The organism is Streptomyces sp. NPDC021020, from assembly GCF_044333285.1.
Taxonomy (GTDB): Bacteria; Actinomycetota; Actinomycetes; order Streptomycetales; family Streptomycetaceae; genus Actinacidiphila.
In genome coordinates this window covers 212,280-235,834 of record NZ_JBIRQQ010000008.1, presented here as the reverse complement: position 1 = coordinate 235,834, position 23,555 = coordinate 212,280, and the positions used below count along the sequence as shown (strand labels likewise).

24 protein-coding genes and 1 pseudogene are annotated in these 23,555 nt (G+C 71.8%); 4 read left to right on the top strand and 21 right to left on the bottom strand.

What is annotated here, in order from left to right:
* Nucleotides 1–44: 44 nt before the first annotated feature.
* The 11 genes from ACH4SL_RS24800 to ACH4SL_RS24750 form a co-directional block, all read right to left on the bottom strand.
* The gene (locus ACH4SL_RS24800; protein WP_398449170.1) at nt 45–932 is read right to left on the bottom strand and encodes a diacylglycerol kinase; all 888 of its coding nucleotides are present in this window, start codon (nt 930–932) and stop codon (nt 45–47) included.
* Nucleotides 933–995: 63 nt separating this feature from the next.
* Complete coding sequence (tatC, locus tag ACH4SL_RS24795; protein ID WP_398449168.1) at nt 996–1,934, bottom strand: twin-arginine translocase subunit TatC; 939 nt, start codon at nt 1,932–1,934, stop codon at nt 996–998.
* A gap of 97 nt (nt 1,935–2,031) precedes the next feature.
* Complete coding sequence (tatA, locus tag ACH4SL_RS24790) at nt 2,032–2,295, bottom strand: Sec-independent protein translocase subunit TatA (RefSeq protein ID WP_398449166.1); 264 nt, start codon at nt 2,293–2,295, stop codon at nt 2,032–2,034.
* Nucleotides 2,296–2,553: 258 nt separating this feature from the next.
* Nucleotides 2,554–2,757 (bottom strand): hypothetical protein, encoded by a 204-nt coding sequence (locus ACH4SL_RS24785; protein ID WP_398449164.1) that lies wholly within the window; start codon nt 2,755–2,757, stop codon nt 2,554–2,556.
* Between the two features lie 11 nt (nt 2,758–2,768).
* Nucleotides 2,769–3,020, bottom strand: coding sequence for a hypothetical protein (locus ACH4SL_RS24780; RefSeq protein WP_398449162.1), 252 nt, complete (start codon nt 3,018–3,020; stop codon nt 2,769–2,771).
* A gap of 9 nt (nt 3,021–3,029) precedes the next feature.
* Nucleotides 3,030–3,986, bottom strand: coding sequence for a helix-turn-helix transcriptional regulator (locus ACH4SL_RS24775; protein WP_398449160.1), 957 nt, complete (start codon nt 3,984–3,986; stop codon nt 3,030–3,032).
* A 15-nt stretch (nt 3,987–4,001) separates the two neighbouring features.
* Complete coding sequence (locus ACH4SL_RS24770; RefSeq protein ID WP_398449158.1) at nt 4,002–4,940, bottom strand: helix-turn-helix transcriptional regulator; 939 nt, start codon at nt 4,938–4,940, stop codon at nt 4,002–4,004.
* Between the two features lie 160 nt (nt 4,941–5,100).
* Entirely contained in the window at nt 5,101–5,472 is a 372-nt protein-coding gene (locus ACH4SL_RS24765; RefSeq protein WP_398449156.1) for an FKBP-type peptidyl-prolyl cis-trans isomerase, read from the bottom strand.
* 100 nt (nt 5,473–5,572) lie between these two features.
* Complete coding sequence (locus ACH4SL_RS24760; RefSeq protein WP_398449154.1) at nt 5,573–6,586, bottom strand: FKBP-type peptidyl-prolyl cis-trans isomerase; 1,014 nt, start codon at nt 6,584–6,586, stop codon at nt 5,573–5,575.
* Nucleotides 6,587–6,747: 161 nt separating this feature from the next.
* Nucleotides 6,748–8,109: a Pup--protein ligase gene (pafA, locus tag ACH4SL_RS24755; protein WP_398449152.1), complete on the bottom strand. Its 1,362-nt coding sequence runs from the start codon at nt 8,107–8,109 to the stop codon at nt 6,748–6,750.
* A 9-nt stretch (nt 8,110–8,118) separates the two neighbouring features.
* A complete protein-coding gene (locus ACH4SL_RS24750; protein WP_398449150.1) occupies nt 8,119–9,372 on the bottom strand; it encodes an MFS transporter in 1,254 nt (417 codons plus the stop codon).
* A gap of 328 nt (nt 9,373–9,700) precedes the next feature.
* On the opposite strand from ACH4SL_RS24750, the gene ACH4SL_RS24745 reads away from it, so the two are divergent.
* Entirely contained in the window at nt 9,701–10,678 is a 978-nt protein-coding gene (locus tag ACH4SL_RS24745) for a LacI family DNA-binding transcriptional regulator (protein ID WP_398449625.1), read from the top strand.
* Nucleotides 10,679–10,747: 69 nt separating this feature from the next.
* Here the strand turns inward: ACH4SL_RS24745 and prcA are convergent, their stop codons facing one another.
* From prcA to arc, 6 genes and pseudogenes are all read right to left on the bottom strand, one after another.
* Nucleotides 10,748–11,539, bottom strand: coding sequence for a proteasome subunit alpha (gene prcA, locus ACH4SL_RS24740; RefSeq protein ID WP_398449148.1), 792 nt, complete (start codon nt 11,537–11,539; stop codon nt 10,748–10,750).
* A gap of 65 nt (nt 11,540–11,604) precedes the next feature.
* Nucleotides 11,605–12,450, bottom strand: coding sequence for a proteasome subunit beta (prcB, locus tag ACH4SL_RS24735; RefSeq protein ID WP_398449146.1), 846 nt, complete (start codon nt 12,448–12,450; stop codon nt 11,605–11,607).
* Nucleotides 12,402–12,584 (bottom strand): annotated as a pseudogene (locus ACH4SL_RS24730) (endonuclease VII domain-containing protein); the annotation flags it as partial. The pseudogene ACH4SL_RS24730 and the gene prcB, both read right to left, overlap by 49 nt.
* 84 nt (nt 12,585–12,668) lie before the next feature.
* Entirely contained in the window at nt 12,669–12,887 is a 219-nt protein-coding gene (locus tag ACH4SL_RS24725; RefSeq protein ID WP_398449144.1) for a ubiquitin-like protein Pup, read from the bottom strand.
* A gap of 189 nt (nt 12,888–13,076) precedes the next feature.
* Entirely contained in the window at nt 13,077–14,588 is a 1,512-nt protein-coding gene (gene dop, locus ACH4SL_RS24720) for a depupylase/deamidase Dop (RefSeq protein WP_398449142.1), read from the bottom strand.
* A 94-nt stretch (nt 14,589–14,682) separates the two neighbouring features.
* Nucleotides 14,683–16,449: a proteasome ATPase gene (gene arc, locus ACH4SL_RS24715; protein WP_398449140.1), complete on the bottom strand. Its 1,767-nt coding sequence runs from the start codon at nt 16,447–16,449 to the stop codon at nt 14,683–14,685.
* Between the two features lie 241 nt (nt 16,450–16,690).
* On the opposite strand from arc, the gene ACH4SL_RS24710 reads away from it, so the two are divergent.
* A complete protein-coding gene (locus ACH4SL_RS24710; protein ID WP_398449137.1) occupies nt 16,691–16,990 on the top strand; it encodes a ferredoxin in 300 nt (99 codons plus the stop codon).
* Nucleotides 16,991–17,029: 39 nt separating this feature from the next.
* Here ACH4SL_RS24710 and ACH4SL_RS24705 read toward each other — a convergent pair whose 3' ends face one another.
* The 3 genes from ACH4SL_RS24705 to ACH4SL_RS24695 form a co-directional block, all read right to left on the bottom strand.
* Nucleotides 17,030–17,629 (bottom strand): hypothetical protein, encoded by a 600-nt coding sequence (locus ACH4SL_RS24705; protein ID WP_398449135.1) that lies wholly within the window; start codon nt 17,627–17,629, stop codon nt 17,030–17,032.
* 182 nt (nt 17,630–17,811) lie between these two features.
* Nucleotides 17,812–18,720: a tRNA (adenine-N1)-methyltransferase gene (locus ACH4SL_RS24700; protein ID WP_031515101.1), complete on the bottom strand. Its 909-nt coding sequence runs from the start codon at nt 18,718–18,720 to the stop codon at nt 17,812–17,814.
* A 50-nt stretch (nt 18,721–18,770) separates the two neighbouring features.
* Entirely contained in the window at nt 18,771–19,976 is a 1,206-nt protein-coding gene (locus ACH4SL_RS24695) for a site-2 protease family protein (protein WP_398449132.1), read from the bottom strand.
* Nucleotides 19,977–20,132: 156 nt separating this feature from the next.
* On the opposite strand from ACH4SL_RS24695, the gene ACH4SL_RS24690 reads away from it, so the two are divergent.
* Both ACH4SL_RS24690 and ACH4SL_RS24685 read left to right on the top strand, forming a co-directional pair.
* On the top strand, nt 20,133–21,035 hold the full coding sequence (locus ACH4SL_RS24690) for a RecB family exonuclease (protein ID WP_398449130.1): 903 nt from the start codon (nt 20,133–20,135) through the stop codon (nt 21,033–21,035).
* A 19-nt stretch (nt 21,036–21,054) separates the two neighbouring features.
* Complete coding sequence (locus tag ACH4SL_RS24685) at nt 21,055–21,726, top strand: response regulator (protein ID WP_398449128.1); 672 nt, start codon at nt 21,055–21,057, stop codon at nt 21,724–21,726.
* 91 nt (nt 21,727–21,817) lie between these two features.
* Here ACH4SL_RS24685 and ACH4SL_RS24680 read toward each other — a convergent pair whose 3' ends face one another.
* The gene (locus ACH4SL_RS24680) at nt 21,818–23,413 is read right to left on the bottom strand and encodes an ABC transporter substrate-binding protein (RefSeq protein ID WP_398449126.1); all 1,596 of its coding nucleotides are present in this window, start codon (nt 23,411–23,413) and stop codon (nt 21,818–21,820) included.
* Nucleotides 23,414–23,555: the final 142 nt, after the last annotated feature.

Below are 23,555 nucleotides of genomic sequence, written 5' to 3'. Positions count from 1 at the left end.
GTGCCCGACCCCTCACGGGGCAGGCGGGACGGGCGGGGCGCGGCTCAGGCCAGCAGCCGCAGGGCGCCCGGCACGGTCTCGGCGGACAGCGGCAGCGGGCCCACCCGCTCGCCGTCGGCGTAGGCCGTGACGTCGTCGGCGGCGAGCCGCACCCGGGCGGCGCGGTGCACGGTGACGACCGGGTGCCGCGGGTGCTTGCCGCTGTAGACCAGCGGGAAGACCCGCAGCAGGGTGCGGCGGGTGCAGGGCCCGACGACGCATATGTCGAAGAGCCCGTCGTCCATCTCCGCGTCCGCGCACATGCGCATGCCGCCGCCGTACGAGGAGCCGTTGCCGACCGCGACGAGGGTGGCGTCCAGCTCGCGCTCGGGGGCGTCGTCGAACTGCACCCGGTAGCGGATCGGGCGCAGCGCGGCCAGCTCGGCGAGCATCGCCACGTCGTAGCGGAAGCGGCCGCGGGGCCAGCGCATCCGGTTGCCGCGGTCGTTGACGCGGGAGTCGAAGCCGGTCGCCATCACGGTGCAGAACCAGCGCTCCCCGGTCCGGCCCAGGTCGACCGGGCGGCTGCGGCCCTCGCTCAGTGCCGCGGCGACGACGGCGCCCGCGGCGGCCGGGTCGCGCACGGGCAGGCCGCTGACCCGGGCGAAGTCGTTTCCGGTGCCGGCGGCGACCACGCCGAGCGGTGTGCCGGTGCCGGCGACCGCCTGAAGGGCGAGCGAGACCATGCCGTCGCCGCCGACCGCGACGAGCGCGCCCGTGCCGCCGTCGACGGCCTTGCGGGCCTGGTCGAGGGCGTCGGCGGCGTCGGAGCCGACGACGGTGCGGACGGCCAGACCCGCCGAGCGCAGCGCCTCGGCGGCGGGCCGGGCGGCCCTGGCGCCCGCGCCGCGGCCGGAGGTCGGATTGACGAGAAGGGTGATGTCGCCGGTCACGGGCGGACCCTATCCCGTATCACCGCTTCGGCGGTACGGGCGGGGTCCCCCGGAAAGCGCCGGTCAGGTGGCGTCGTCGTAGCCGTTGCCGCGCCGGTCGTCGTCGTCCTCGTCGTCGAGCGGTTCGACGGAGCCGACCTGCTCGGGGACGTGGTCCAGGCTGGAGGCCTCGTCCGGGTCGAGCCCGAAGTCGGGGTCGGCGGCGCGGCGGCGGGCCCGGCGCCCGTCGTTGAAGAAGCACACGCCGACCGCGAGGAAGTACAGCAGCACGATGGGCGCGGCCAGCAGACACATGGTCAACGGGTCGCCGGTCGGCGTGGCGACCGCGGCGAAGACGGTGATGCCGATGACCATGGCGCGCCACCAGCCGAGCATCCGCCTGCCGCTGACCATGCCGGTGAAATTCAGCGCGACGAGCGCGAGCGGCAGCTCGAAGGCGAGGCCGAAGACGATGACCAGCCGGACGACGAGGTCGAGGAAGTCGTCCAGCGGCAGCAGGTTGGTGGTGTCGTCCGGCACGAAGCCGATCATGATCCGCGCGGTCTGCGGCAGGATCTCGTACGCCAGCACCGCGCCGCCCAGGAAGAGCGGCACACCCGCGCCGACGAAGCCCAGCGTGTAGCGCTTCTCGCTCTTGTGCAGGCCGGGGGCGAGGAAGCCCCACAGCTGGTAGAGCCAGACCGGGGACGCACCGACCACGCCGGCCATCAGCGAGACCTTCAGCGCGATGGAGAAGCCGCCCATCAGACCGCTGACGGTCATGGTGGCGCAGGCGTCGCTGCCCTTGTGGCCCGCCGAGCTGCCGTCGAGGCAGCGGACGTTGTCCGGGATGCGCTGCTGGAGCAGGTGGATGATGTCCTTGTAGAAGAACGCGGCCACGATGGTGACGGCGATGACCGCGAGCACGGACTTGAACAGCCGGTTGCGCAGCTCTCGCAGGTGGTCCGCGAGCGGCATCCGCCCCTCGGGGTCCTTCTGCTGCTTGCGGGCAGTCTTGAGCACCCACGTCCTCGTCTCGTGCGGCAGCCGTCGGCGGTGCTTCTCGGCTTGGTCGTTCGGCTTGGTCGTTCGCTGTCCGGCCCGGCGGCCGGCCGGTGGTTCAGCCGGTGGTCGTGCTGCGCTCCTCGACGGGGCGGGAGCTCGCGGTGTCACCGGGCGCGGCCTTGATCGTCTTCGGCGCCGCCTGCTCCTGGGCGGCCCCCGGCGTCGAACCGTCGTTCTTCATCGCCTTGGCCTCGCTCTTGAGGATGCGGGCCGACTTGCCGAGCGACCTGGCCATGTCGGGCAGCTTCTTGGCGCCGAAGAGCAGGACGACGACGGCGACAATGACGAGGAGTTCCCAGCCCTTGATGTTGCTGAGCATGAATATCTACCTTCTCACCGGGAGCGGCGTGGTCCGTGCGGTACGTCCGTGCGAGGGCCGGTGGCCGGCGGTTCGCCCCGGTCTCCCGGGCCCGGCGGCCATCTCCCACGCAAGGATCGTAGCGTGCGGCGGTGAACGCCGGAATGAGTGCCGGGGTCCACCAGGTTGCGACCGCACGGGAACCGTCCCTGATCAGCGGGCCCGAGCGGTGTCCGGTCGCCGGGTCAGCGTACCTTCACGCGGGCGCCCGCGGCAGGCTCAGCGGCGGGCGATCTCGCCCGCGCTCCTGGCCAGCGGGGCGGCGGCGCGCTGCAACCGGTCGCCCGCGGCGCCCAGCGCCTCGCTGCTGGCGGCCACCTGCGCGGCCAGCTCGCCCACCGCGCGGAAGACCCGGGCCGCGAACACCGCGAGCACCAGCAGGCCCGCGGCTGCCAGGCCGACGCTCAGAAAGATCCACCACATGGCCCGGCAGCCTACCCCTGCAGCCGCATGGTCCGGACGCCGCCGACGGTCAGCAGCTCGACGATCCGCTCCCCGGCCGGCTTGCGCACCGCCTCACCGCACCCAGGGCACGTGAAGGAGTAGAAGGTGGTGCGGGCGCTGGCGCCGATGGCCAGCCGCAGGGCGTCGGCGGTGATCTCGAAACTGGTCCGGCAGTGCGGGCAGCCGGCCCGGAAGACCGCGGGACCGGCCCCGGCCTCGGGCGGCGGGCAGCTGACCGTCATGGGCGGCCTCTACTCCCCGTATCCGGCGAGGGCGCGCACCGCCGCGTCGCGCGCGTCGGCGGCGAGCGCGGCGGGCGCCACGATCCGCCCGTCGCGGCCCAGCCGCAGCGCGAGCCGGCGCAGCGAGCCCGGGTCGGGGGTGCGCAGCGTGATGCGCAGGCCGCCGTCCGGCAGCTCCTCCGCGCTGTCGTGCGGGTAGTACTCGGCGACCCAGCGCCCGCCGGGCCCCACCTCGACGACGACCTCGGGGTCGTCGCCGGCCGGCTGCACGAGCCCCTGCGACAGGTCGCGCGGCTCCAGCCGGGGCGGGTCGGACGGCTCGTCCAGCAGCCGGATCTCGGCGACCCGGTCCAGCCGGAAGGTGCGCCGGTCCTCGGACAGCCGGCACCAGCCCTCGACGTAGGTGTGGCCCACCGCGAACAGCCGGATCGGGTCGACCTCGCGCTCGGTCAGCTCGTCGCGCGCCGGCGAGTAGTAGCGCATCCACAGCCGGCGCCGCTCGGTGAGCGCGCGGTCCACGGTCGCGAAGACGCTGCCCTCGGACTCGAAGGTCACCGACAGCCGGGCGCTGCCGCCGGCCGCCTCGCCCGCGGCCGCCTCCAGCTTGGCGCCGGCCCGCAGCAGGGCCTGCCGGTCGCTGTCGCGCAGGCCCGGCAGGTTGGCGACCGCGCGGGCGGCGACCAGCAGCGCCGTCGCCTCGTCGGCGGCCAGCCGCAGCGGCTGGGCCACGTCGTCGGCGGTGCCGGGGTTGTGCCACCAGATCTGCTCGCCGTCGGTGTCGATGTCGAGCAGGTCGCCGCCGCGGAAGCTGGTGCCGCACAGCGGCAGGACGTTCAGGTCGCCGATCAGCTCGGCCTCGGTCACGCCGAAGGCGCGCGCCACCTCGTCCACCCGGGCGCCGGGCCGCTCGCGCAGGTATGTCACCAGGGACAGCATCCTGCGGGTCTGGTCGATCGCGTTGCTCATGCCGCCGTCTCCCGTTCAGCCCTTGGCCACGGCGCGCAGCCGGTCCAGCACCTCGGAGCGCAGCTCCTCGGGTGCCAGCACGACCACGTCGGGCCCGAATTCGGCGAGCCACGCGTCCAGCCCGTGGCCGTAGGGGACCTCCAGCTCGTCCCACTCGGCGTCGACCGGGGTCAGGACCACGGCGCGGGCCCGCAGCGGGTAGCCGCTGTCGCGGCGCAGCCGGATGGTCGCGGTGGCCGTCGCGCCCTCGCCCGCCCAGCGCTCCACGGCCGCGCGGACGTCCACGTGCGCGGGCACCTCGGCGGTGAAGCGGCCGCGGGCCTTGACCCGGCCGCTGATCCGCGACAGCCGGAAGACCCGTACGGCGCCGCGGTCGCGGTCGTGACCGGCCATGTACCAGTGGCCGCGCCAGCACTCCAGCGCCCACGGCTCGACCTGCCGCGGCTCGGGGCGCACCGCGTTGGCCTTGCGGTAGTCGAAGGTGACCGCGCGGCGCTCGCGGGTGGCCAGCATCAGCGCCTCGAAGGCAGGCTCCGGCGTGGGGATGCGCGGCTCCAGCGCGCTGTGCGCGTCCTCGTACGGCACCCCGGCCGCGCGCAGCTTCTGCAGCGCGCCGCTGGCGGCCTCGGCGAGCCGGGCCTGCTGCCAGACCTTCGCGGCCAGCGCGAGGGCGGCGGCCTCCTCGGGGTCGAGGGCGATGTCGGGCAGCCGGTTGCGGTCGCGGCGGGCGAGGTAGCCGAACTCGCCCTCCAGGTTCTCGACGGTGTCGATGAGCAGGCCCAGCTCGCGCAGGTCGTCCTTGTCCCGCTCGAACATCCGGTTGAAGGCGTCGTCCGAGGCCACCTCGTGGTAGGCCTCGATGGAGGCGCGCAGCTCGCGCTTGCTGACCGGACGGCGGGTGTTCATCAGGCACAGGGCCAGGTTCATCAGCCGTTCGGCTTTGGCGATCGCCACCGCCACCCCCTTCTGTCTCTTCCGCGTCTTCCGGGGCCGGCTGCCGCCCGGATGTCCTCCCGCACCGTACCGCGCGCGGACGGCGCGCAGGTCCGGGCCCGTCCCCCGTGCACGCGCAGGGGGGACGGCACCGTGCCGGCGGGACCCGCCGGGCCTTGTGTCAGACCGAGACCAGGTCGCAGACGAAGATCAGCGTCTCGCCGGGCTTGATCGCCGCACCCGCGCCGCGGTCGCCGTACGCCAGGTGCGCGGGGATGGTCAGCTGGCGGCGGCCGCCGACCTTCATGCCCTGCACCCCGCGGTCCCAGCCGGAGATGACCTGGCCGACGCCCAGCTGGAAGCGCAGCGGCGCGCCGCGGTTCCAGCTCGCGTCGAACTCCTCGCCGGTGGAGAAGGCGACGCCGACGTAGTGGACCGCGACCGTGGCACCGGCCTCGGCGACCGGTCCGTCGCCCTCCCAGATGTCCTTGATCTCCAGATCGGCCGGCGGCTCGCCGCCCGGGAAGTCGATCTCGGGCTTCTCGATGTTCACAGTCCGTGCTCCTTGTACGGTTGCGGGCAACCCGGACAGTCTTGCAGAGTCAGGGCGGCAGCAGCCGCAGGGCCTGTGGACAACCGGCGCGGCTCCCGGCTCAGGCCGCCCCGTTGTACACCGCGATGATGTCGACGGTGAACACCAGGGTGGAGTTGGCCGGGATGGTGTCCTGGGCCTGGTCGCCGTAGGCCAGGTCGGGCGGGGTCACCAGCACGACCCGGCTGCCGACCTTCTTGCCCGTCAGGCCCTGCGTCCAGCCCGGGATGACACCGGTGAGCGGGAAGTGGGTGAGCTGCTTGCGGGAGTAGCTGGAGTCGAACTCCTTGCCGCCGTCCCACAGCACACCCTTGTACTGCACCAGCAGCGCGTCGCTGTCCTTGACGACGGGGCCGTCGCCCTCGATGACGTAGTTGGACACCAGCTTGGTGGGCGCCTTGACCTTGGGCACGGTGATCGACGGTGCCAGGCCGTCGACGTTGGTGCCGACCTTCGGGAGGTTGGCGTCGTTCTGCGGCACGAGCTTGCCCTTGGCCGACGAACGGCCGTTCCACACGTCGAGGACGTCCACGACGAAGACCAGCGTGTCGGTGCCGCTGATGCCCGCCTGCGGGTTGCCGGAGGTGCCGTAGCCGAGGGCTGGCGGGATGCCCAGCATGATCCTGCTGTTGGCCTTGGCGCCGACCAGGCCCTGGTCCCAGCCGGGGATGACCTTCTGCTCGCCGAGCTGCACGTCGTACGGCTCCTTGCCGTAGGACGTGTCGAACACCTTCGCGCTGCTCCACACCTGACCCAGGTAGTTCACCCTGACGACATCGCCCGAGGCGGCAGCGGCGCCGCTGCCCTGGATCAGCGTCTTGACCGCCAGCTCCTTGGACGGGGTGCCGGGGCCCTTGGCGACGGTCGGCTTGGAGTTGAAGGCCGTGCCCTTGGTGACGTCGGGCAGCGGGCCGGACACGGTGGCCGTGGACGTGGCCGTGGCCGACGGGCTCGCCGAGTCGGTGGCCGAGGGCGACGTGGAGGCCCCGGAGTCGCTCTTGCCGGAGTCTTTACCGCAGCCGGCGGCGGTGAGCATGAGCGCGGGTACGGCGAGCAGGACGGAGCGTCGGCGCACGGGATCCTCGTTCGGGTCGGGGGCGGGGCTTTCGGTCGTGGGTTTGCCGCCCCACACCCTACGGTGTGCCACAGGCCCCGTACGACGTCCGTACGGGGCCTGTGGGCTTGCTGTGCAGGCATTTCGTCCCGGTGGGCCCGGCTCGGCCGGGCCGCCCGGTCCTACATTCCGGCGATCAGCTTCTCCACCCGGTCGTCGACCGACCGGAAGGGGTCCTTGCACAGCACCGTGCGCTGCGCCTGGTCGTTGAGCTTCAGATGCACCCAGTCGACGGTGAAGTCGCGGCGCTGCTCCTGGGCGCGGCGGATGAAGTCGCCGCGCAGCCGGGCCCTGGTGGTCTGCGGCGGCACGGACTTGGCCTCGAAGATCCGCAGGTCGTTGCAGACCCGCGCGGCCTGGCCCTTGCGCTCCAGCAGGTAGTACAGCCCGCGCCTGCGGTGGATGTCGTGGTAGGCGAGGTCTATCTGGGCGACCCGCGGATGCGACATGGAGATGTTGTCGCGGCTCCGGTAGCGCTCGATCAGCTGGTACTTCATGACCCAGTCGATCTCGGTGCCGATCCGGCCCAGGTCGCCGCTGCCGATCGACTCCAGCGCCCGGCCCCACAGCTCCAGCACCTGCTCGATGACACCGCTGCGGATGCCGCGGCGCTCGCAGAACTCCACGGCCTTGGAGTAGTACTCCTCCTGGATCTCCAGCGCCGACGCCTCGCGCCCGGACGCGAGGCGCACCTTGCGGCGTCCCGTTATGTCGTGGCTGACCTCGCGGATGGCCCGGATCGGGTTCTCCAGCGTCAGGTCGCGCATCACCGTCCCGGCCTCGATCATCCGCAGCACCAGGTCGGTCGCGCCGACCTTGAGCAGCATCGTGGTCTCGGACATGTTGGAGTCGCCCACGATGACGTGCAGCCTGCGGTAGCGCTCGGCGTCGGCGTGCGGCTCGTCGCGGGTGTTGATGATCGGCCGGGAGCGGGTGGTGGCCGAGCTGACCCCCTCCCAGATGTGCTCGGCGCGCTGGCTCACGCAGAAGACGGCGCCGCGCGGGGTCTGGAGGACCTTGCCCGCGCCGCACAGCAGCTGCCGCGTCACGAGGAAGGGAATCAGGATGTCGGCGAGCCGGGAGAATTCCCCGTGCCTGGCCACCAGGTAATTCTCGTGGCATCCGTAGGAGTTGCCGGCCGAGTCGGTGTTGTTCTTGAAGAGGTAGACATCCCCGGCGATGCCCTCTTCGTGCAGCCGGCGTTCGGCGTCGACGAGAAGGCCTTCCAGGATCCGTTCACCGGCCTTGTCGTGCGTGACCAGTTCGGTGACGTTGTCGCACTCCGGAGTGGCGTACTCCGGGTGCGAGCCGACGTCGAGGTAGAGGCGGGCACCGTTGCGGAGGAAAACATTGCTGCTCCGGCCCCATGACACGACACGGCGGAAGAGGTACCGCGCCACCTCGTCAGGGGACAGGCGCCGCTGTCCCCTGAACGTGCATGTGACGCCGTACTCGTTCTCCAGCCCGAAAATGCGGCGGTCCATGTCTGAACATTACGCCTGATGCGTGGAGCTGAAACGGGGTTCGACGGCACGATTTGGATCTTTTTCCGGCCGGGTTTCGAGGTTTGCCGCTGTCAGGAAACCGCCGGTCGCCAGCAGTACCGCCGTCGCGACCGCGCAGCCCGCCGCCGTCACGGCGAATCCGGCCGCCGCGCCACCGTGCTGGGCGGCCGCGCCCGCGGCCGCCGTCCCCAGCGCGCCGCCGACACCGACGGCCGTGACCACCCAGGAGAACGCCTCGGTCACCGTGCCGGCCGGCGCGTGCCGGTCGACGACCACGAAGCCGCAGGCGAGCGCCGGGGCGAGGAAGAAGCCGGACAGCGCGGCCAGCGGCAGCATCCCGGGCAGGCCCGGGGCGAGCAGCAGCGGCAGATAGCAGGCCGCGAGCGCCACCGCGAGCACCCGCAGCCGCGACTCCGGGGTGCCCGGCCATTCCCGCGAGCCGTACGTGACACCGCCGGCCAGCGCGCCCAGGCCGTTGGCGGCCAGCACGTACGAGGCCGTGGCGCCGCCGCCGTGCGCGTCGCCGTACGCGACCGCGGCCGGGGCGAGGGCGCCCAGCGCGATACCGAGGAAGAAGAAGGCGCCCAGCAGTACCGCCAGCCGGGGCGAGCGCAGCGCGCCCAGCCAGTGCGCCTCCCGTCCGGCCGCCCGCCAGCCGCGCGACGGCGGGGAGGTGACGACGACGAGGGTGCCCGCCACCCCCAGCAGCCCCGTCACCACCAGCGCCGCAGCCTGCGACGCGGCCGCCACCAGCAGCGTCACCAGCAGCGGCCCCACGACGAACATCACCTCCTGGGCGGCCGCGTCCAGCGCGTACGCCCGCTGCACCCGCTCCGCACTGCCCCCCAGCACCCCCGGCCACAGCGCCCGCAGCCCGCCCTCCAGCGGCGGCGTCGCCACCCCCGCGAGCACCACGGCGGCCACCGCCAGCGGCAGCGGGTCCGGCCCCGTCGCCGCGAGCAGCGCGAACCCGGCGGCCGACAGCAGCGCCGCCCCCGCCATCACCCGCGGCTGCCCCCGCTTGTCCACCGCCCGCCCCAGCAGCGGCTGCCCCACGGCCACCGCGCAGCCGTACCCCGCCGACAAGGCGCCCGCGAGCCCGTAGCTCGCGCCCTCGTCCCGCAGGAAGAGCAGCACCGCGAAGGCGGCCATCGCGTTCGGCAGCCGCCCCAGCAGCGTCCCGCCGAGCAGCCGCGCCGCGTGCGGTGTCCGCAGCAGCTCCCCGTACCCGGCGCCACCCATGCCCGCCCCTTCCCGTGTTACGTATAACGTCAGCCCTCATACGTACCATGGCGCCACCCGCCGGTCCATCCACCGGCGCCACACCCGCCGGTCCATCCGCCCGACCCGCGAACGGAGCCCGCACGTGCACGACCCCGCCACCCCGCCGCCCCCCGCCCCCGGACCGGCCCGCGACCACGCCGGCGGCGGCGCGGGCGCCGCTGCCGGCGGCCGGCAAGGGGGCGGGGACGGGGGCCGATCCGCCGCGGGGCCGGGCAGGTCGCGCGGCGCGGGCCGCGCCGCCGACCGCCGCGGGCCCGGCGGCGACGCCCGGGTCACCTCGCGGGACGTGGCACACGCCGCCGGGGTCTCCCAGGCGACCGTCTCCCTCGTGCTCGGCGGAAAATGGCGCGGCCGGGTCTCCGAACGCACCGCGCAGGCCGTCCGCGACGCCGCGGCCCGGCTCGGCTACCGGCCCAACCTCGCCGCCCGCAGCCTGCGGCTCGGCGTGACCAGGACCGCCATGCTCGTGGTCCCCGCCCTCACCCACGAATACTTCGCCCGCGTCTACACCGGAGCTGCCCGCGTCGCCGCCGAGAACGGCTTCGGTGTCGTGCTCTACCCCTCCCCCGCAGGCATCGGCCCCGCCCGCGACCCCTTCGGCTCCGCACGCACCGCCATCGACGGCGTCATCGCCTCCTCCATGGCCGCCGACGCCCTCACCGGCATCGGCGACGGCGGACTGCCCCTCGTCATGCTCGACAGCGACCCCGACACGCCCGGCGGGCCGCCCACCGTCAACCTCGCCGTCACCGACGGCATCCGCCAGGTCGTCCGGCACCTGCTCGCCCTCGGCCACCGCCGGATCGCCCACATCGCCGCCGACGTCGACACCTGGACCTTCCGCGCCCGCACCCAGGCCGTCACCGCGGAACTCGCCGCCGCGGGCGCCCCCGCGGCCGTACGGCACCGGTCCGCCCTCGGCGTCGACGCGGCACGCGAAGCCGCGGTACGCGCCCTCACCGCACCCGGGCCCCGCCCCACCGCGCTGCTGTGCGACGACGACATCCTCGCCGCCGGAGCCTGCAAGGGCGCCCGCACCCTGGGCCTGTCCGTACCCGCCGACGTGTCCGTGACCGGCTTCGACGACCTCTCGCTCGCACGGGCACTGGACCCCGAGCTCACGACCGTACGGCTGCCCGCCGAGGGCATCGGCGAGCACGGCATGCGCGCACTGCTCGCCGTCCTCGCGGGCCGCCCCGCCCCCGCGGTGGAACTCCCCCTCACCCTCGTCCCCCGCGGCTCCTCCGCCCCGCCCGCCGCCTGACGCTCCCCACATGAAGACGCCCTCCCCCGCGGGAAGCTGCGGAGGAGGGCACGGGGCAGGCACGACGCCCTACGCGGTGGGCGGCGGCTCCTCGTCACCGGACGGGGCGTCGGTCTCGGCCTCCGAGGCCGACTCGGCCTCGGAATCGGCAGCGGGCGCGGACCCGCCGTCGAACAGGCGGGCCAGCTGGGGCCCGAGGACGCGCTTGAACTTCCGCTGCTGCGGCCGCGTACGGTCCAGGACCGCGACCTCCAGCTGCTCGGCGGTGATCTGCCGGTCACTGCCGTTCGTGTCACGCTTGAGCGAGTCGACCGCCAGCTCCAGCGCCTCCGCGAGGCTCATGCCGTCGCGGTGCCGCTGGTCGAGATAGCTGCCGATCTGGTCGGAATTGCCGCCGACCGCGACGGCCCCGTGCTCGTCGACGATCGAGCCGTCGTGCGGGAGCCGGTAGATCTGGTCGTCCTCGGGCGCGGCGCCGACCTCCGCGACGATCAGCTCCACCTCGTAGGGCTTCTCGCCGACGCTGGAGAAGATCGTGCCGAGCGTCTGGGCGTAGACGTTGGCCAGGCCCCGGGCCGTCACATCGGCCCGGTCGTAGGTGTATCCGCGCAGATCGGCGTAGCGGACACCGCCGAGCCGCAGATTCTCGAACTCGTTGTACTTACCGACCGCCGCGAAGGCGATCCGGTCGTAGATCTCGCTGACCTTGTGCAATGCTCGGGACGGGTTCTCGGCGACGAAGACGATGCCGTCGGTGTACTGCAGCACCACCACGCTGCGGCCGCGCGCGATGCCCTTGCGGGCGTATTCGGCGCGGTCCGCCATGGCCTGCTGGGGTGAGACGTAAAAGGGCGTGGACACCGGCTAACCGTGCCTTTCTGCGGTCGGCGCTGGGAGCGCGCGGAGGGACGTCGGCTGACTCGCGGTCACAGCACCGGGGCCTGGGGGCCGTCGGGGCGCTCCTGGCGCGCGTCGACCACCTCGCGGGCGATCGCGCCGACCTCGGAGTCCGGCAGCAGCCGGAAGCCCTCGTCCGTCATCACCGTGACGGTCGGGAAGATGCGCCGGGTCAGGTCGGGACCGCCGGTCGCCGAGTCCTCGTCCGCCGCGTCGTAGATCGCCTGCACGACGGCGGTGACCATCTGGCGTTCCGTCAGGTCGCTGCGGTAGAGCTTCTTGAGGGTGCCGCGGGCGTACACCGAACCGGAGCCGGTGGCCGCGAAGCCCAGCTCCTCGCTGCGGCCGCCGGTGACGTCGTAGGAGAAGATCCGGCCCCTGCCGCGCTCGGTGTCGTAGCCGGCGAAGATCGGGACGACGGCGAGGCCCTGGAGCGCCATGCTCAGATTCCCGCGGATCATCGTGGACAGCCGGTTGGCCTTGCCCTCCAGGGAGAGCGTGGCGCCCTCGATCTTCTCGTAGTGCTCCAGCTCCAGCTGGAAGAGCTTGACCATCTCCACGGCGAGCCCCGCGGTGCCCGCGATCCCCACGGCCGAGTACTCGTCGGCCGGGAAGACCTTCTCCATGTCGCGCTGCGCGATCACGTTGCCCATCGTCGCCCGCCGGTCACCCGCGAGGATGACGCCGTCGGCGAAGACCGCGGACACGATCGTCGTCCCGTGCGGCAGCTCGACCGCCCCCTTGATCGGCGGCAGCGCCTTGCTCCCCGGCAGCAGCCCGGGAGCGTGATCCCCCAGGAAGTCCAGGAAGGACGACGAGCCGGGCGTCAGGAAGGCAGCTGGTAGACGCCCGGTGCTACGAGAATTGGCTTCCACGCGTTTCCCTCCAAGTAAGCGATAGCCCGCCGCAAAGTGCCGGGATCGTCACCCAACTTGCCGATGGCGGAATTGCAGTTGAAGCACAGTACGCCCCGGACCCTACCCGTTTCGTGGCAGTGATCCACATCGATCGGAAGCGCGGGGCGCGAAGGCGGCAGGGGGCAGCTCTCGTCGGCGGCGAGGGCGCCACTTGGCGCCCTCGTTCACATCCGTGATTACTGTCCACCCTTCTGAACGAAGGACCGCACGAAATCCTCGGCGTTCTCCTCGAGTACGTCGTCGATCTCGTCGAGGACGGAGTCCACGTCGTTGGAGAGCTTCTCGTGGCGTTCCTTGAGGTCATCGGCGGCCTTGGTGTCCTCCTGGACTTCCTCGGCCTCGTCCGTGGAACGCGTTGCCTTCTGCTGCCCGCCGTCGGTGTCCTTGGTTGCCATGTCCCTCACCCCGCTCGGTTGCGTGCCCTGCAAGATCCGACCCTACAAGGAGGCCCTGATCTTGGCTCTCGATTAGTCAACGTCCGAGTGCTACCCCGTTGATTCCCGGTTCTGACCCGTTTCAGCCGTGCTTCGGCCGCCGGAGATCGGTCACCGGGAGTCGCGGGGGTTGCCGGGAGTCACCGGAGGTCAGCCGCCGGACAGGATGCGGACCAGGTCCTCGGCCGTACGGCAGCGGTCCAGGAGTTCCTTGACGTGTTTGCGGGTGCCGCGCAGCGGCTCCAGGGTGGGGACGCGCTGCAGGGAGTCGCGGCCGGGGAGGTCGAAGATGACCGAGTCCCAAGACGCGGCGGCCACGTCGTCGGCGTACTGCTCCAGGCAGCGGCCGCGGAAGTACGCCCGGGTGTCCTCCGGCGGCTTGGTGACGGCGCGGACGGTCTCCGGCTCGTCCAGCAGCCGCTGGAAGCGCCCGCGGGCGACCAGGCGGTTGTAGAGGCCCTTGTCGGGGCGTACGTCGGCGTACTGGAGGTCGACGAGCTGGAGCCGGGCGGCGTCCCAGCCGAGGCTGTCGCGGCGCCGGTAGCCCTCCAGGACCTCCAGCTTCGCGACCCAGTCCAGCTCGCGCGACAGGCTCATCGGGTCGCTCTCCAGCCGGTTGAGCACGTCCTCCCAGCGGGCCAGCACGTCCTTGGTCTGCGGGTCGGCGTCCGTGCCGTACCGCTCCTCGGTGTATTTGCGGGCCAGCTCGTAGTACTCCATCTGGAGCTGCACCGCGGTGAGTGTCCGGCCGTTGCGCAGCGTGACGAGCTGGCGCAGGCCGGGGTCGTGGGAGACCTCGTGGAGGGTGCGGACGGGCTGGTCGACGGCGAGGTCGACCTTGATGAAGCCGTCCTCGATCATCGACAGGACCAGGGCGGTGGTGCCGAGCTTGAGGTAGGTGGAGATCTCGGAGAGGTTCGCGTCGCCGATGATCACATGCAGCCGGCGGTATTTCTCGGCGTCGGAGTGCGGTTCGTCGCGGGTGTTGATGATGGGCCGTTTGAGGGTCGTCTCCAGGCCCACCTCGACCTCGAAGTAGTCCGCGCGCTGGCTGAGCTGGAAGCCGTGTCCCTGGCCGTCCTGGCCGATGCCGACCCGGCCGGCGCCGGTGACGACCTGGCGGGAGACGAAGAAGGGGGTGAGGTGCCGGACGATGTCCGAGAACGGTGTCTCACGCCGCATGAGGTAGTTCTCGTGGGTGCCGTAGGAGGCGCCCTTGTTGTCGGTGTTGTTCTTGTAGAGGTGGATCGGCTGGGCGCCGGGCAGCTGGGCGGCGCGCTGCGCGGCCTCGGCCATGATCCGCTCGCCGGCCTTGTCCCACAGCACCGCGTCGCGCGGGTTGGTGATCTCGGGGGACGAGTACTCGGGGTGGGCGTGGTCGACGTAGAGCCGGGCGCCGTTGGTGAGGATGACGTTGGCCAGGCCGATGTCCTCGTCGGTCAGCTGGCTGGTGTCCGCGGTGTCCCGGGCGAGGTCGAAGCCGCGGGCGTCCCGCAGCGGGTTCTCCTCCTCGAAGTCCCAGCGGGCGCGGCGTGCGCGGTGCATGGCTGCCGCGTACGCGTTGACGATCTGGGACGAGGTGAGCATGGCATTGGCATTGGGGTGGCCGGGGACGGAGATCCCGTACTCCGTCTCGATGCCCATTACTCGCCGTACGGTCATGCGGCCCTCCTTGCCGGGCCCCGGCCCGTGCGGGCCGGGAAACACACACCGGCTGCGGGTACCCGCGTCGGGACCCGCAGCCGGAGGGTAATGCCTACAGATACTGTCCGGTGTTCGCCACGGTGTCGATGGATCGTCCGGTGTCCGCGCCCTGCTTTCCGGTCACCAGGGTGCGGATGAACACGATCCGCTCGCCCTTCTTGCCGGAGATGCGGGCCCAGTCGTCGGGGTTGGTGGTGTTGGGCAGGTCCTCGTTCTCCTTGAACTCGTCCACGCAGGCGGCGAGCAGGTGGGAGACCCGCATGCCGCGCTGCTCGTGGTCGAGGAAGGCCTTGATCGCCATCTTCTTGGCCCGGTCCACGATGTTCTGGATCATGGCGCCGGAGTTGAAGTCCTTGAAGAACAGGACCTCCTTGTCACCGTTGGCGTAGGTGACCTCCAGGAAGCGGTTCTCCTCGGTCTCGGAGTACATCCGTTCGACGACCGACTGGATCATCGCGTCGACGGTGGCCGCGGGCGACCCGCCGTGCTCGGCGAGGTCGTCGCCGTGCAGCGGGAGGGTGTCCAGCAGGTACTTCGAGAAGATGTCCTTGGCCGCCTCGGCGTCCGGACGCTCGATCTTGATCTTCACGTCCAGCCGGCCGGGGCGCAGGATGGCCGGGTCGATCATGTCCTCGCGGTTGGAGGCGCCGATCACGATGACGTTCTCCAGGCCCTCGACGCCGTCGATCTCGGCGAGCAGCTGGGGGACGATCGTGTTCTCCACGTCGGAGCTGACGCCGCTGCCGCGGGTGCGGAAGAGCGACTCCATCTCGTCGAAGAAGACGATGACGGGGGTGCCCTCGCTCGCCTTCTCCCGGGCGCGCTGGAAGACCAGGCGGATCTGCCGCTCGGTCTCGCCGACGTACTTGTTGAGCAGCTCGGGGCCCTTGATGTTCAGGAAGTAGCTCTTGCCCTGCGGCTGGCCGGTGACCTCGGCGACCTTCTTGGCCAGCGAGTTGGCCACGGCCTTGGCGATGAGCGTCTTGCCGCAGCCGGGGGGGCCGTAGAGCAGTACGCCCTTGGGCGGGCGCAGTTCGTACTCCTTGAACAGGTCGGCGTGCAGGTAGGGCAGCTCCACGGCGTCGCGGATCTGCTCGATCTGGTTGCCGAGGCCGCCGATCTGGCGGTAGTCGATGTCGGGGACCTCTTCGAGCACCAGCTCCTCGACCTCGCTCTTGGGCACGCGTTCGTACACGTAGCCGGAGCGGGGTTCGAGCAGCAGTGCGTCGCCGGTGCGCAGGGTGCCGTCGAGGAGCGGTTCGGCGAGCCGGACCACGCGCTCCTCGTCGGTGTGGCCGATGACCAGGGCGCGCTCGCCGTCCTCCAGGATCTCCTTGAGGGTGACGATGTCGCCGATGCGCTCGAATTCCATGGCCTCGACCACGTTGAGCGCCTCGTTGAGCAGCAGTTCCTGGCCGCGCCGGAGCTCGTCGAGGTCGACGGACGGGCTGACGTTCACCCGGAGCTTGCGCCCGCCGGTGAAGATGTCGGCCGTGCCGTCGTCGTTGGCCTGCAGGAAGACGCCGAAGCCGGCCGGCGGCTGCGCGAGCCGGTCGACCTCTTCCTTGAGGGCCACTATCTGGTCGCGGGCCTCGCGGAGGGTGCCTGCCAGGCGTTCGTTCTGCGCGGACACGCCGGACAGGTTGGTCTGCAGCTCGACGATCCGCTCCTCGAGAATCCTCGTGTGCCGCGGAGAGTCGGCGAGCTTGCGTCGCAGGACGGCGATCTCCTGCTCAAGAAAGGCGACCTGGCTCATGGGTTCTTCCGAACCCCGAGCGGGTCGGCCGCCACGGTTGGTGTCGTCGTCGTGGGCCGCCACGGTCCTCACCTCCTCCAAGGGGAGCTGGACGTTTCCAGACCCTACCTGGGCCGGTGGGGGTTGAAACCCCTAGATCACAAAGACGATCGCGGTGTGTCCGATCTTCACCCTTGCGCACGTCCCTCCGCCACTGAGATACCCACCGAGCACGCCCGGAAAGCAGCCGGTTGTATCGTCGATTCGGTCAACAGCCGGATGGGCCGGTTGCTTCCTGAACGACCGACGGCAGGGATGAGTTTCCGTGAGCAACGAGACGGCTGAGGCGACCGAGGCGCTGGAGGTCTGGATCGACCAGGACCTGTGCACCGGCGACGGGATCTGCGTGCAGTACGCGCCTGACGTGTTCGAGCTGGACATCGACGGTCTGGCCTACGTCAAGGACGCGGACGACGAGCTGGTGCAGAGCCCTGGGGGCACCGTACCCGTCCCGCTGCCGCTGCTGCGGGACGTGGTGGATTCCGCCAAGGAGTGTCCCGGCGACTGCATCCATGTGCGTCGGGTGGCGGACCGGGTCGAGGTGTACGGCCCCGACGCCGGGTAGCCGCCACGCGCGGCCCCGGTCCGGGGCCGCGGGGCCTTCTCAGACGGTGTTCGGGGCGGGGCCGGGCAGGGCGACGTAGCGGTCGCCGCGCCATTCCCAGGTGTAGGTGCGGCTCATGTCGGGGCAGCACTGCGGGACGCTGTCGGAGGAGAAGCCCAGCACGGTGGCCTTGACGGTGCCGTCCTCCAGGCGGAAGTCCTGGATCTGCCGGTTGTCCTGCGGCTTGACCAGGGTGACGGCGATCCGCGGGGGGCCGCCGGCCTTGGCGGGGGCGCTGAGGATGTAGACGCCGCTGGGCGGGGTGCCGGTGTCGGAGTGGCAGCGCACGACGACTGCGGTCTCGGGGCGCCCGTCGCCGTCGAGGTCGCCGGACACCCGGTTGACGACGTCCGGTTTCGTACCGGGGGCGCAGGTCAGCGGGTAGGTGACGGCGAGCGGGTCGGGCGGGGCGACGGGGGCCGCGGGCCCCTCGGTGCCGGCGGGGGCAGCCGCGGTGTGAGTGCGCGGCGAGGCGTCGGCGGGCTGGATGGCGGCCATCGCGGCCACGACGGCACCGACCGCGGCGGCGGTGGTGATCCAGTGGACGCGTCCGGCGCGGGTGTGCGGGAGGTCCACGTCCTGGCCTGCGGAGGGCTGCACTCGCCTGTCTCCCGGGGTCGCTCGGCGGGGGTTGCCGGCATCGTGCCACACGTCACACCGGGCGGGTACGGCGGGGGCGGGTAGCGGGGTGGGGGCGCGGGCTCCGGGAAGCGGGCCGCCGGCTTGCCGGAACGGACAAACCGGCGGCGTCGTAGCGAAGTTGGCCGAAATTCGGCGTGGTGCTAGCTGTCGGAGCCCGCGCCGGAGCCGGAGCCCGGGCCCGTGTAGTCCTCGCCGTAGGCGCCCTTGGCGGGGCGGCGGCGGCGCAGCGGCGGCTCGACGCCGTCCGCGAGGCGGCGGGCGGTGAGCAGGAAGCCGGTGTGGCCGATCATCCGGTGGTCGGGGCGGACGGCGAGGCCCTCGACGTGCCAGGTGCGCACCATGGTCTCCCAGGCGGCGGGCTCGTTGAAGCTGCCGTGCTCGCGGATCGACTCGACGGTGCGGGCGAGCTGCGTGGTGGTGGCCACGTAGGCGCAGAGGATGCCGCCGGGCACCAGGGCCTTGGAGACCGCTTCCAGGCACTCCCAGGGGGCGAGCATGTCCAGGATGACGCGGTCGACCTCGGTGTCGGACAGGTTGTCCTGGAGGTCGCCGACGGTGAGCTGCCAGGCGGGGTGCGGGCCGCCGAAGTAGCGTTCGACGTTCTGGGAGGCGATCTCGGCGAAGTCCGCGCGGCGCTCGTAGCTGTGCAGCATGCCGTGGTCGCCGATGGCGCGCAGCAGGAAGGTGCTCAGCGATCCCGATCCGACGCCGGCCTCGACGACCCGGGCGCCGGCGAAGATGTCGGCCATGGCCAGGATCTGCCCCGCGTCCTTGGGGTAGACCACGGCGGCGCCGCGGGGCATGGACAGGACGTAGTCGGGGAGGAGGGGGCGCAGCGCGAGGTACGCGACGTTTCCCGTGGTACGGACCACGCTGCCCTCGGGGGCGCCGATCAGCTCGTCGTGCGGGAAGGCGCCCTTGTGGGTATGGAACTGCTTCCCTGCTTCGAGCGTGAAGGTGTAGTGGCGTCCCTTGGGGTCGGTGAGCTGGACCTGGTCCCCGACTCTGAAGGGCCCGCGACGGCGGGCGGCACCGGTCGGTTCGGACATGGGGATCACCTTATCGGGCTTTTCCCCCGCCCCTGACCGTCCCGGACCTGCTACGGGCGGGACATGGCCGCGATGAAGGCCTTCTCGACGTCGGAGGTGGACAGCACGCCGTAGATCTCCCCGGTGGGCTCGACCACCAGGTATTCGGTGGACGGGGTGGCCCGCAGCCGGTCGAGCAGGTCCTCGCCGGACAGCTCGGCGGACACCCGCATGCCCGGGGTGAGGTCCTGGGCGAGGCCGCCGACGGCGATCCAGGGGCGGCGGTGCTCGGGGGTGGTGACGATCGCGGACTCGCGCACCAGGGCGGTGGGGTCGCCGTGGCCGTCGACGACGACGAGGGCGCGGGCGCCGGCCTCGTCGGCGCGGCGCAGCGCCTCGGACAGCGGGGTGTCGGAGGCGACCGGGACGGCCCGCCGGGTGAGGGTGCGGGCGCGCAGCGCGGGCAGCCGCTCGCGCAGCCGGGCCATGCGCAGGCTGTTGCCGGCGCCGGTCCAGATGATGGCGGCGAGGATCGCGGCGAGGAGTGCGTCGGTGAGCGAGTCGACGCCGGTGCCGCTGTCGTCGCGCCGGTAGGAGAGCATCGGCAGGCCGACGAGGACGGCGAGGGCGAGGGCGCGGCCGACCCAGGCGGCGGCGACGGTGCCGGTCATGGCGCGGCCGCTGATCTTCCAGACGACCGCGCGGAGCATGCGGCCGCCGTCGAGCGGCAGTCCGGGCAGGAAGTTGAAGATCGCCACGATGAGGTTGCTGATCATCAGCCCGGCGAGCAGCACGCCGGGCACGGTGCCGGACTCGACAAGCTGCATGCCGCCGAAGAAGACGCCGGCGAGGACCAGCGACAGCAGCGGTCCGACGAAGGCGAGCACGAACTCCCGGCCGGGGCTGTCGGACTCCTTCTCGATCTCGGAGATGCCGCCGAAGAACTGCAGCTGGATCCGCCGCACGGGGAGCTTGAAGCGCAGCGCGGCCACGGTGTGGGCCAGCTCGTGGACGAGCACCGAGCCGTAGAAGGCGACGGCGAAGAACAGCGAGACCAGGTAGCGGGCCCGGCCGAGCTCGGGCAGCACGGTGTCGAGCTGGTCGCCGAAGACCCAGGTGATCAGGGCGGCGATCAGGAACCAGCTGGGCGCCACGTAGATGGGGACGCCGAAGAAGCGGCCCATGAGGAGTCCGCCGCCGGGGCCGCGTGCGGCCGTGGCGGGGTCGCCCCCAGGGGCGTCGTTCTTGCCGGACGGCGGCCCACCGCTCTCGCTCACTGCTTCCCCTCGCTCGGCTTGATCCCGGTCCCACCAGGTCCCTGTCGCTGCGATCAGTACCGATCATGCGGGACCGAGGCCTCGGCAGCCATGCTATTGCTCCGTTACGTCCGGCGGGCACCGGCTTGTCAGTGGCAGGCCGTAAGGTCGTCTGCCATGGGGACGACCACCGAAGGCGAAGGAAGCGCGGGCACGGCGGGGCGGGGCGGGCACCCGCGGCCGCCGTCGTCGCTGTCGCCCTCCCGCGCGGCGGATTTCATGCGCTGCCCGCTGCTCTACCGGCTGCGGGTGATCGACAAGCTGCCGGAGAAGCCCAGCCTGGCCGCGACGCGCGGCACGGTGGTGCACGCGGTGCTGGAGCGGCTCTTCGACGCGCCGGCCGCCGAGCGCACCGCGCAGCGGGCCCGCGCGTCGGTGCCCGGCGAGTGGGAGCGGCTGCTGGCGGCCCGCCCGGAGCTGGCGGCGCTGTTCGACGCGGCGGAGCCGGCCGCGCTCGCCGAGTGGCTGGAGAGCGCGCGGGTGCTGGTGGACCGCTGGTTCACGCTGGAGGATCCGACGCGGCTGGAGCCGGCCGAGCGCGAGCTGTACGTGGAGACGCGGCTGGAGTCGGGGCTGACACTGCGCGGCTACGTCGACCGGCTGGACGTGGCGGCGGCGACCGGCGATCTGCGGGTGGTGGACTACAAGACGGGCAAGGCCCCGCGCCCGGAGTACCGGGACGAGCCGCTGTTCCAGATGTCGTTCTACGCGCTGGTGCTGTGGCGGCTGCGCGGCGTGGTGCCGCGGCGGCTCCAGCTGGTGTATCTGGGCAGCGGGGACGTACTGACGTACGACCCGTCGGAGAGCGACCTGCTGCGGACGGAGCGGCGGCTGCTGGCGCTGTGGGAGGCGATCCGGGCGGCGACGGCGAGCGGGGAGTGGCTGCCGCGCCGCACCGCGCTGTGCGGGTGGTGCGACCACCAGGCGTTCTGTCCGGAATTCGGGGGGACTCCCCCGCCGTATCCGCTGGCGGAAATAGCGGGGGCGCTGCCGGTGGTCGGCGAGAATGGTCCGGTCTAGCGAAAGACGGAGGAAGACCGTGGCGATCCGTGTCCTGCTGGTGGACGATCAGCCCCTGCTGCGTACCGGTTTCCGGATGATCCTGGAGGCCGAGCCCGACCTCGCGGTGGTGGGTGAGGCCGGGGACGGCCAGCAGGCGCTGGACCAGGTGCGGGCGCTGCAGCCCGACGTGGTGCTGATGGACATCCGGATGCCCCGGATGGACGGTGTGGAGGCGACCCGGCAGATCACCGGGCCGGACCGCTCGGGCCCGGCGAAGGTGCTGGTGCTGACGACGTTCGATCTGGACGAGTACGTGGTGGAGGCGCTGCGGGCGGGGGCCAGCGGCTTCCTGCTCAAGGACGCGCCGGCGGCGGAGCTGGTGCAGGCGATCCGGGTGGTGGCCGCGGGCGAGGCGATGCTCGCGCCGAGCATCACCCGGCGGCTGCTGGACAAGTACGCCGGCCGGCTGCCGTCGGGGGACGACTCGGTGCCGCAGCCGCTGCACGCGCTGACCGAGCGCGAGGTCGAGGTGCTCAAGCTGGTGGCCCGCGGGCTGTCGAACGCGGAGATCGCCGCTGAGCTGTTCGTGTCGGAGACGACCGTCAAGACGCATGTGGGGCACGTGCTGACGAAGCTGGGTCTGCGCGACCGGGTGCAGGCGGCGGTGTACGCGTACGAGAGCGGGCTGGTGCGCCCCGGGGCGGGCTGACGCCTTCCGCGGGCCGGACGCCGGGCGCCCGGCCCCCCTGGTGCGGGGGCCGGGCGCGTACGGCGGTGCCGCGCTGCGGCTGCGGGGCCGGTCAGCCGGTCTTGCCGCGGCCCAGCTCCCAGAACTGCGTGGTGGTGGAGGAGTTGAGCGCCCACTCCACGCCGGTGATGCCGTTGCGCGCGGCGATGTACTGCTTGCCCTGCCACAGCGGCAGCATCGGCACGTCGTCGGCGACGATGTCCTGGGCCTTGCCGAACGCCGTGGCCGTGGAGCCGCGGTCGGCGAGCTTGCGGGTGGCGGGCAGCAGGTTGTTCTGGATGGTGGAGTTGTTGTAGGCGAGGTTGAGGAAGTTCTCCTTGTCGAAGAACGGCGCCAGGTAGTTGTCCGGGTCCGGGAAGTCGGGCAGCCAGCTCAGTGCGAAGAGCTCGTAGTCGCGCTGGGTCGCCTTCTTCAGGAAGGTGTTCCACTGCTCGCTCTTGGTCGTGACGGTGAACAGCCCGCTGGCGTTGAGCTGCCGGGCGATCTCCTTGGCCTCCGCCTCGTTCATCGTGCCGCCGGTGTCACGGCGGAAGTTGATGGTCAGCGGGACCTTCGAGGTGACGCCGGCGTTGCGCAGCAGCGTCTTGGCCTTGGAGACCGAGGGGTCGCCGTAGCGGTTGTGGAAGGAGTTGGTGTGGCTGGTGATGCCGGCCGGGATCACCGAGTACAGCGGGTCGGCGGTGCCCTGGTAGACGTTGCGGGTGATCGCGTCCCGGTCGATGACCTGGGCCAGCGCCTGCCGTACCGCGAGCGTCTTGAGGTCGGTCGAGGTGGTGTCGAGGAAGAGGTAGCGGGCCTCGCCGCCGGAGGACTCGGTGGTCTTGATGTCCGAGTCGGTGCTCGCGAGCAGGCCGCTGATCTGGTCGGGGCTGATGGTGCGGGCCATGACGTCGATGCTGCCCGCCTTCAGTGCCTTCTCCATGGCGTGGGAGTCGGCGAAGAGCTTGAGCTGGATCTTGTCGTTGTTCATCTTCAGCGCGCCCTTGTAGTGGCCGTTCTTGCTGAAGGTGCCGCCCTTGGCCTGGGCGAAGGAGTCGAGCGTGTAGGGGCCGGAGCCGACGAGCCGGAAGCCGGTGTAGGGCTTGTCGGCCGGGTAGACCGCGGGGTCCAGGATCGCCGCCGCCGGGGTGGCGAGCTTGGCGGGGAAGGTCGTGTCGGGTGCCTTGAGGTGGAAGACCACGGTCTTCTCGTCGGGCGCCTCGACGGACTTCACACCGGACAGCAGGGTGGCGGGACCGGCCGCGAAGTTGATCTTCAGCATCCGGTCGACGGAGAACTTCACGTCCTTCGCGGTGAGCGGGTGCCCGTTGGAGAACTCCTGGCCGTCGCGTATCCGGCACTGGTACGTGAGCACGGTGTTGTCGGTGTAGTGGCACTCCGACGCCGCGTCCGGGCTGGGGGTGGTGCTGCCCCGCTGGTAGGTCAGCAGCATCTGGAAGGTGTTGTAGAAGATGTTCCAGGTGGCGCTGTCGTACGAGGTGGCGGGGTCGAGCGGCGCGGGGTTGTCGTCGGTCAGTTCGATGCTGTCGGTGGTGCCCACGACGATGGGCTTGCCGCCGCTGCTTCCCACACTGGCGCTGCCGCACCCGGTGACCAGTGGCGACATCGCGCCCAGCAGCACGGGCAGGACCAGAAGCTTGCGGTTCATCCTCGTCGTTCTCCTCTTGCCTGGCGTGGTCGTGAGATCCGTCTTGTTGGCGTGGCTCACGAGGTATGCGAGCCCCGCGTGGTGTGCGGGGCTCGCGTGGTTCACCCTATGCGTTGTGCTGTACAGCTCCGGCAGCGGTGCC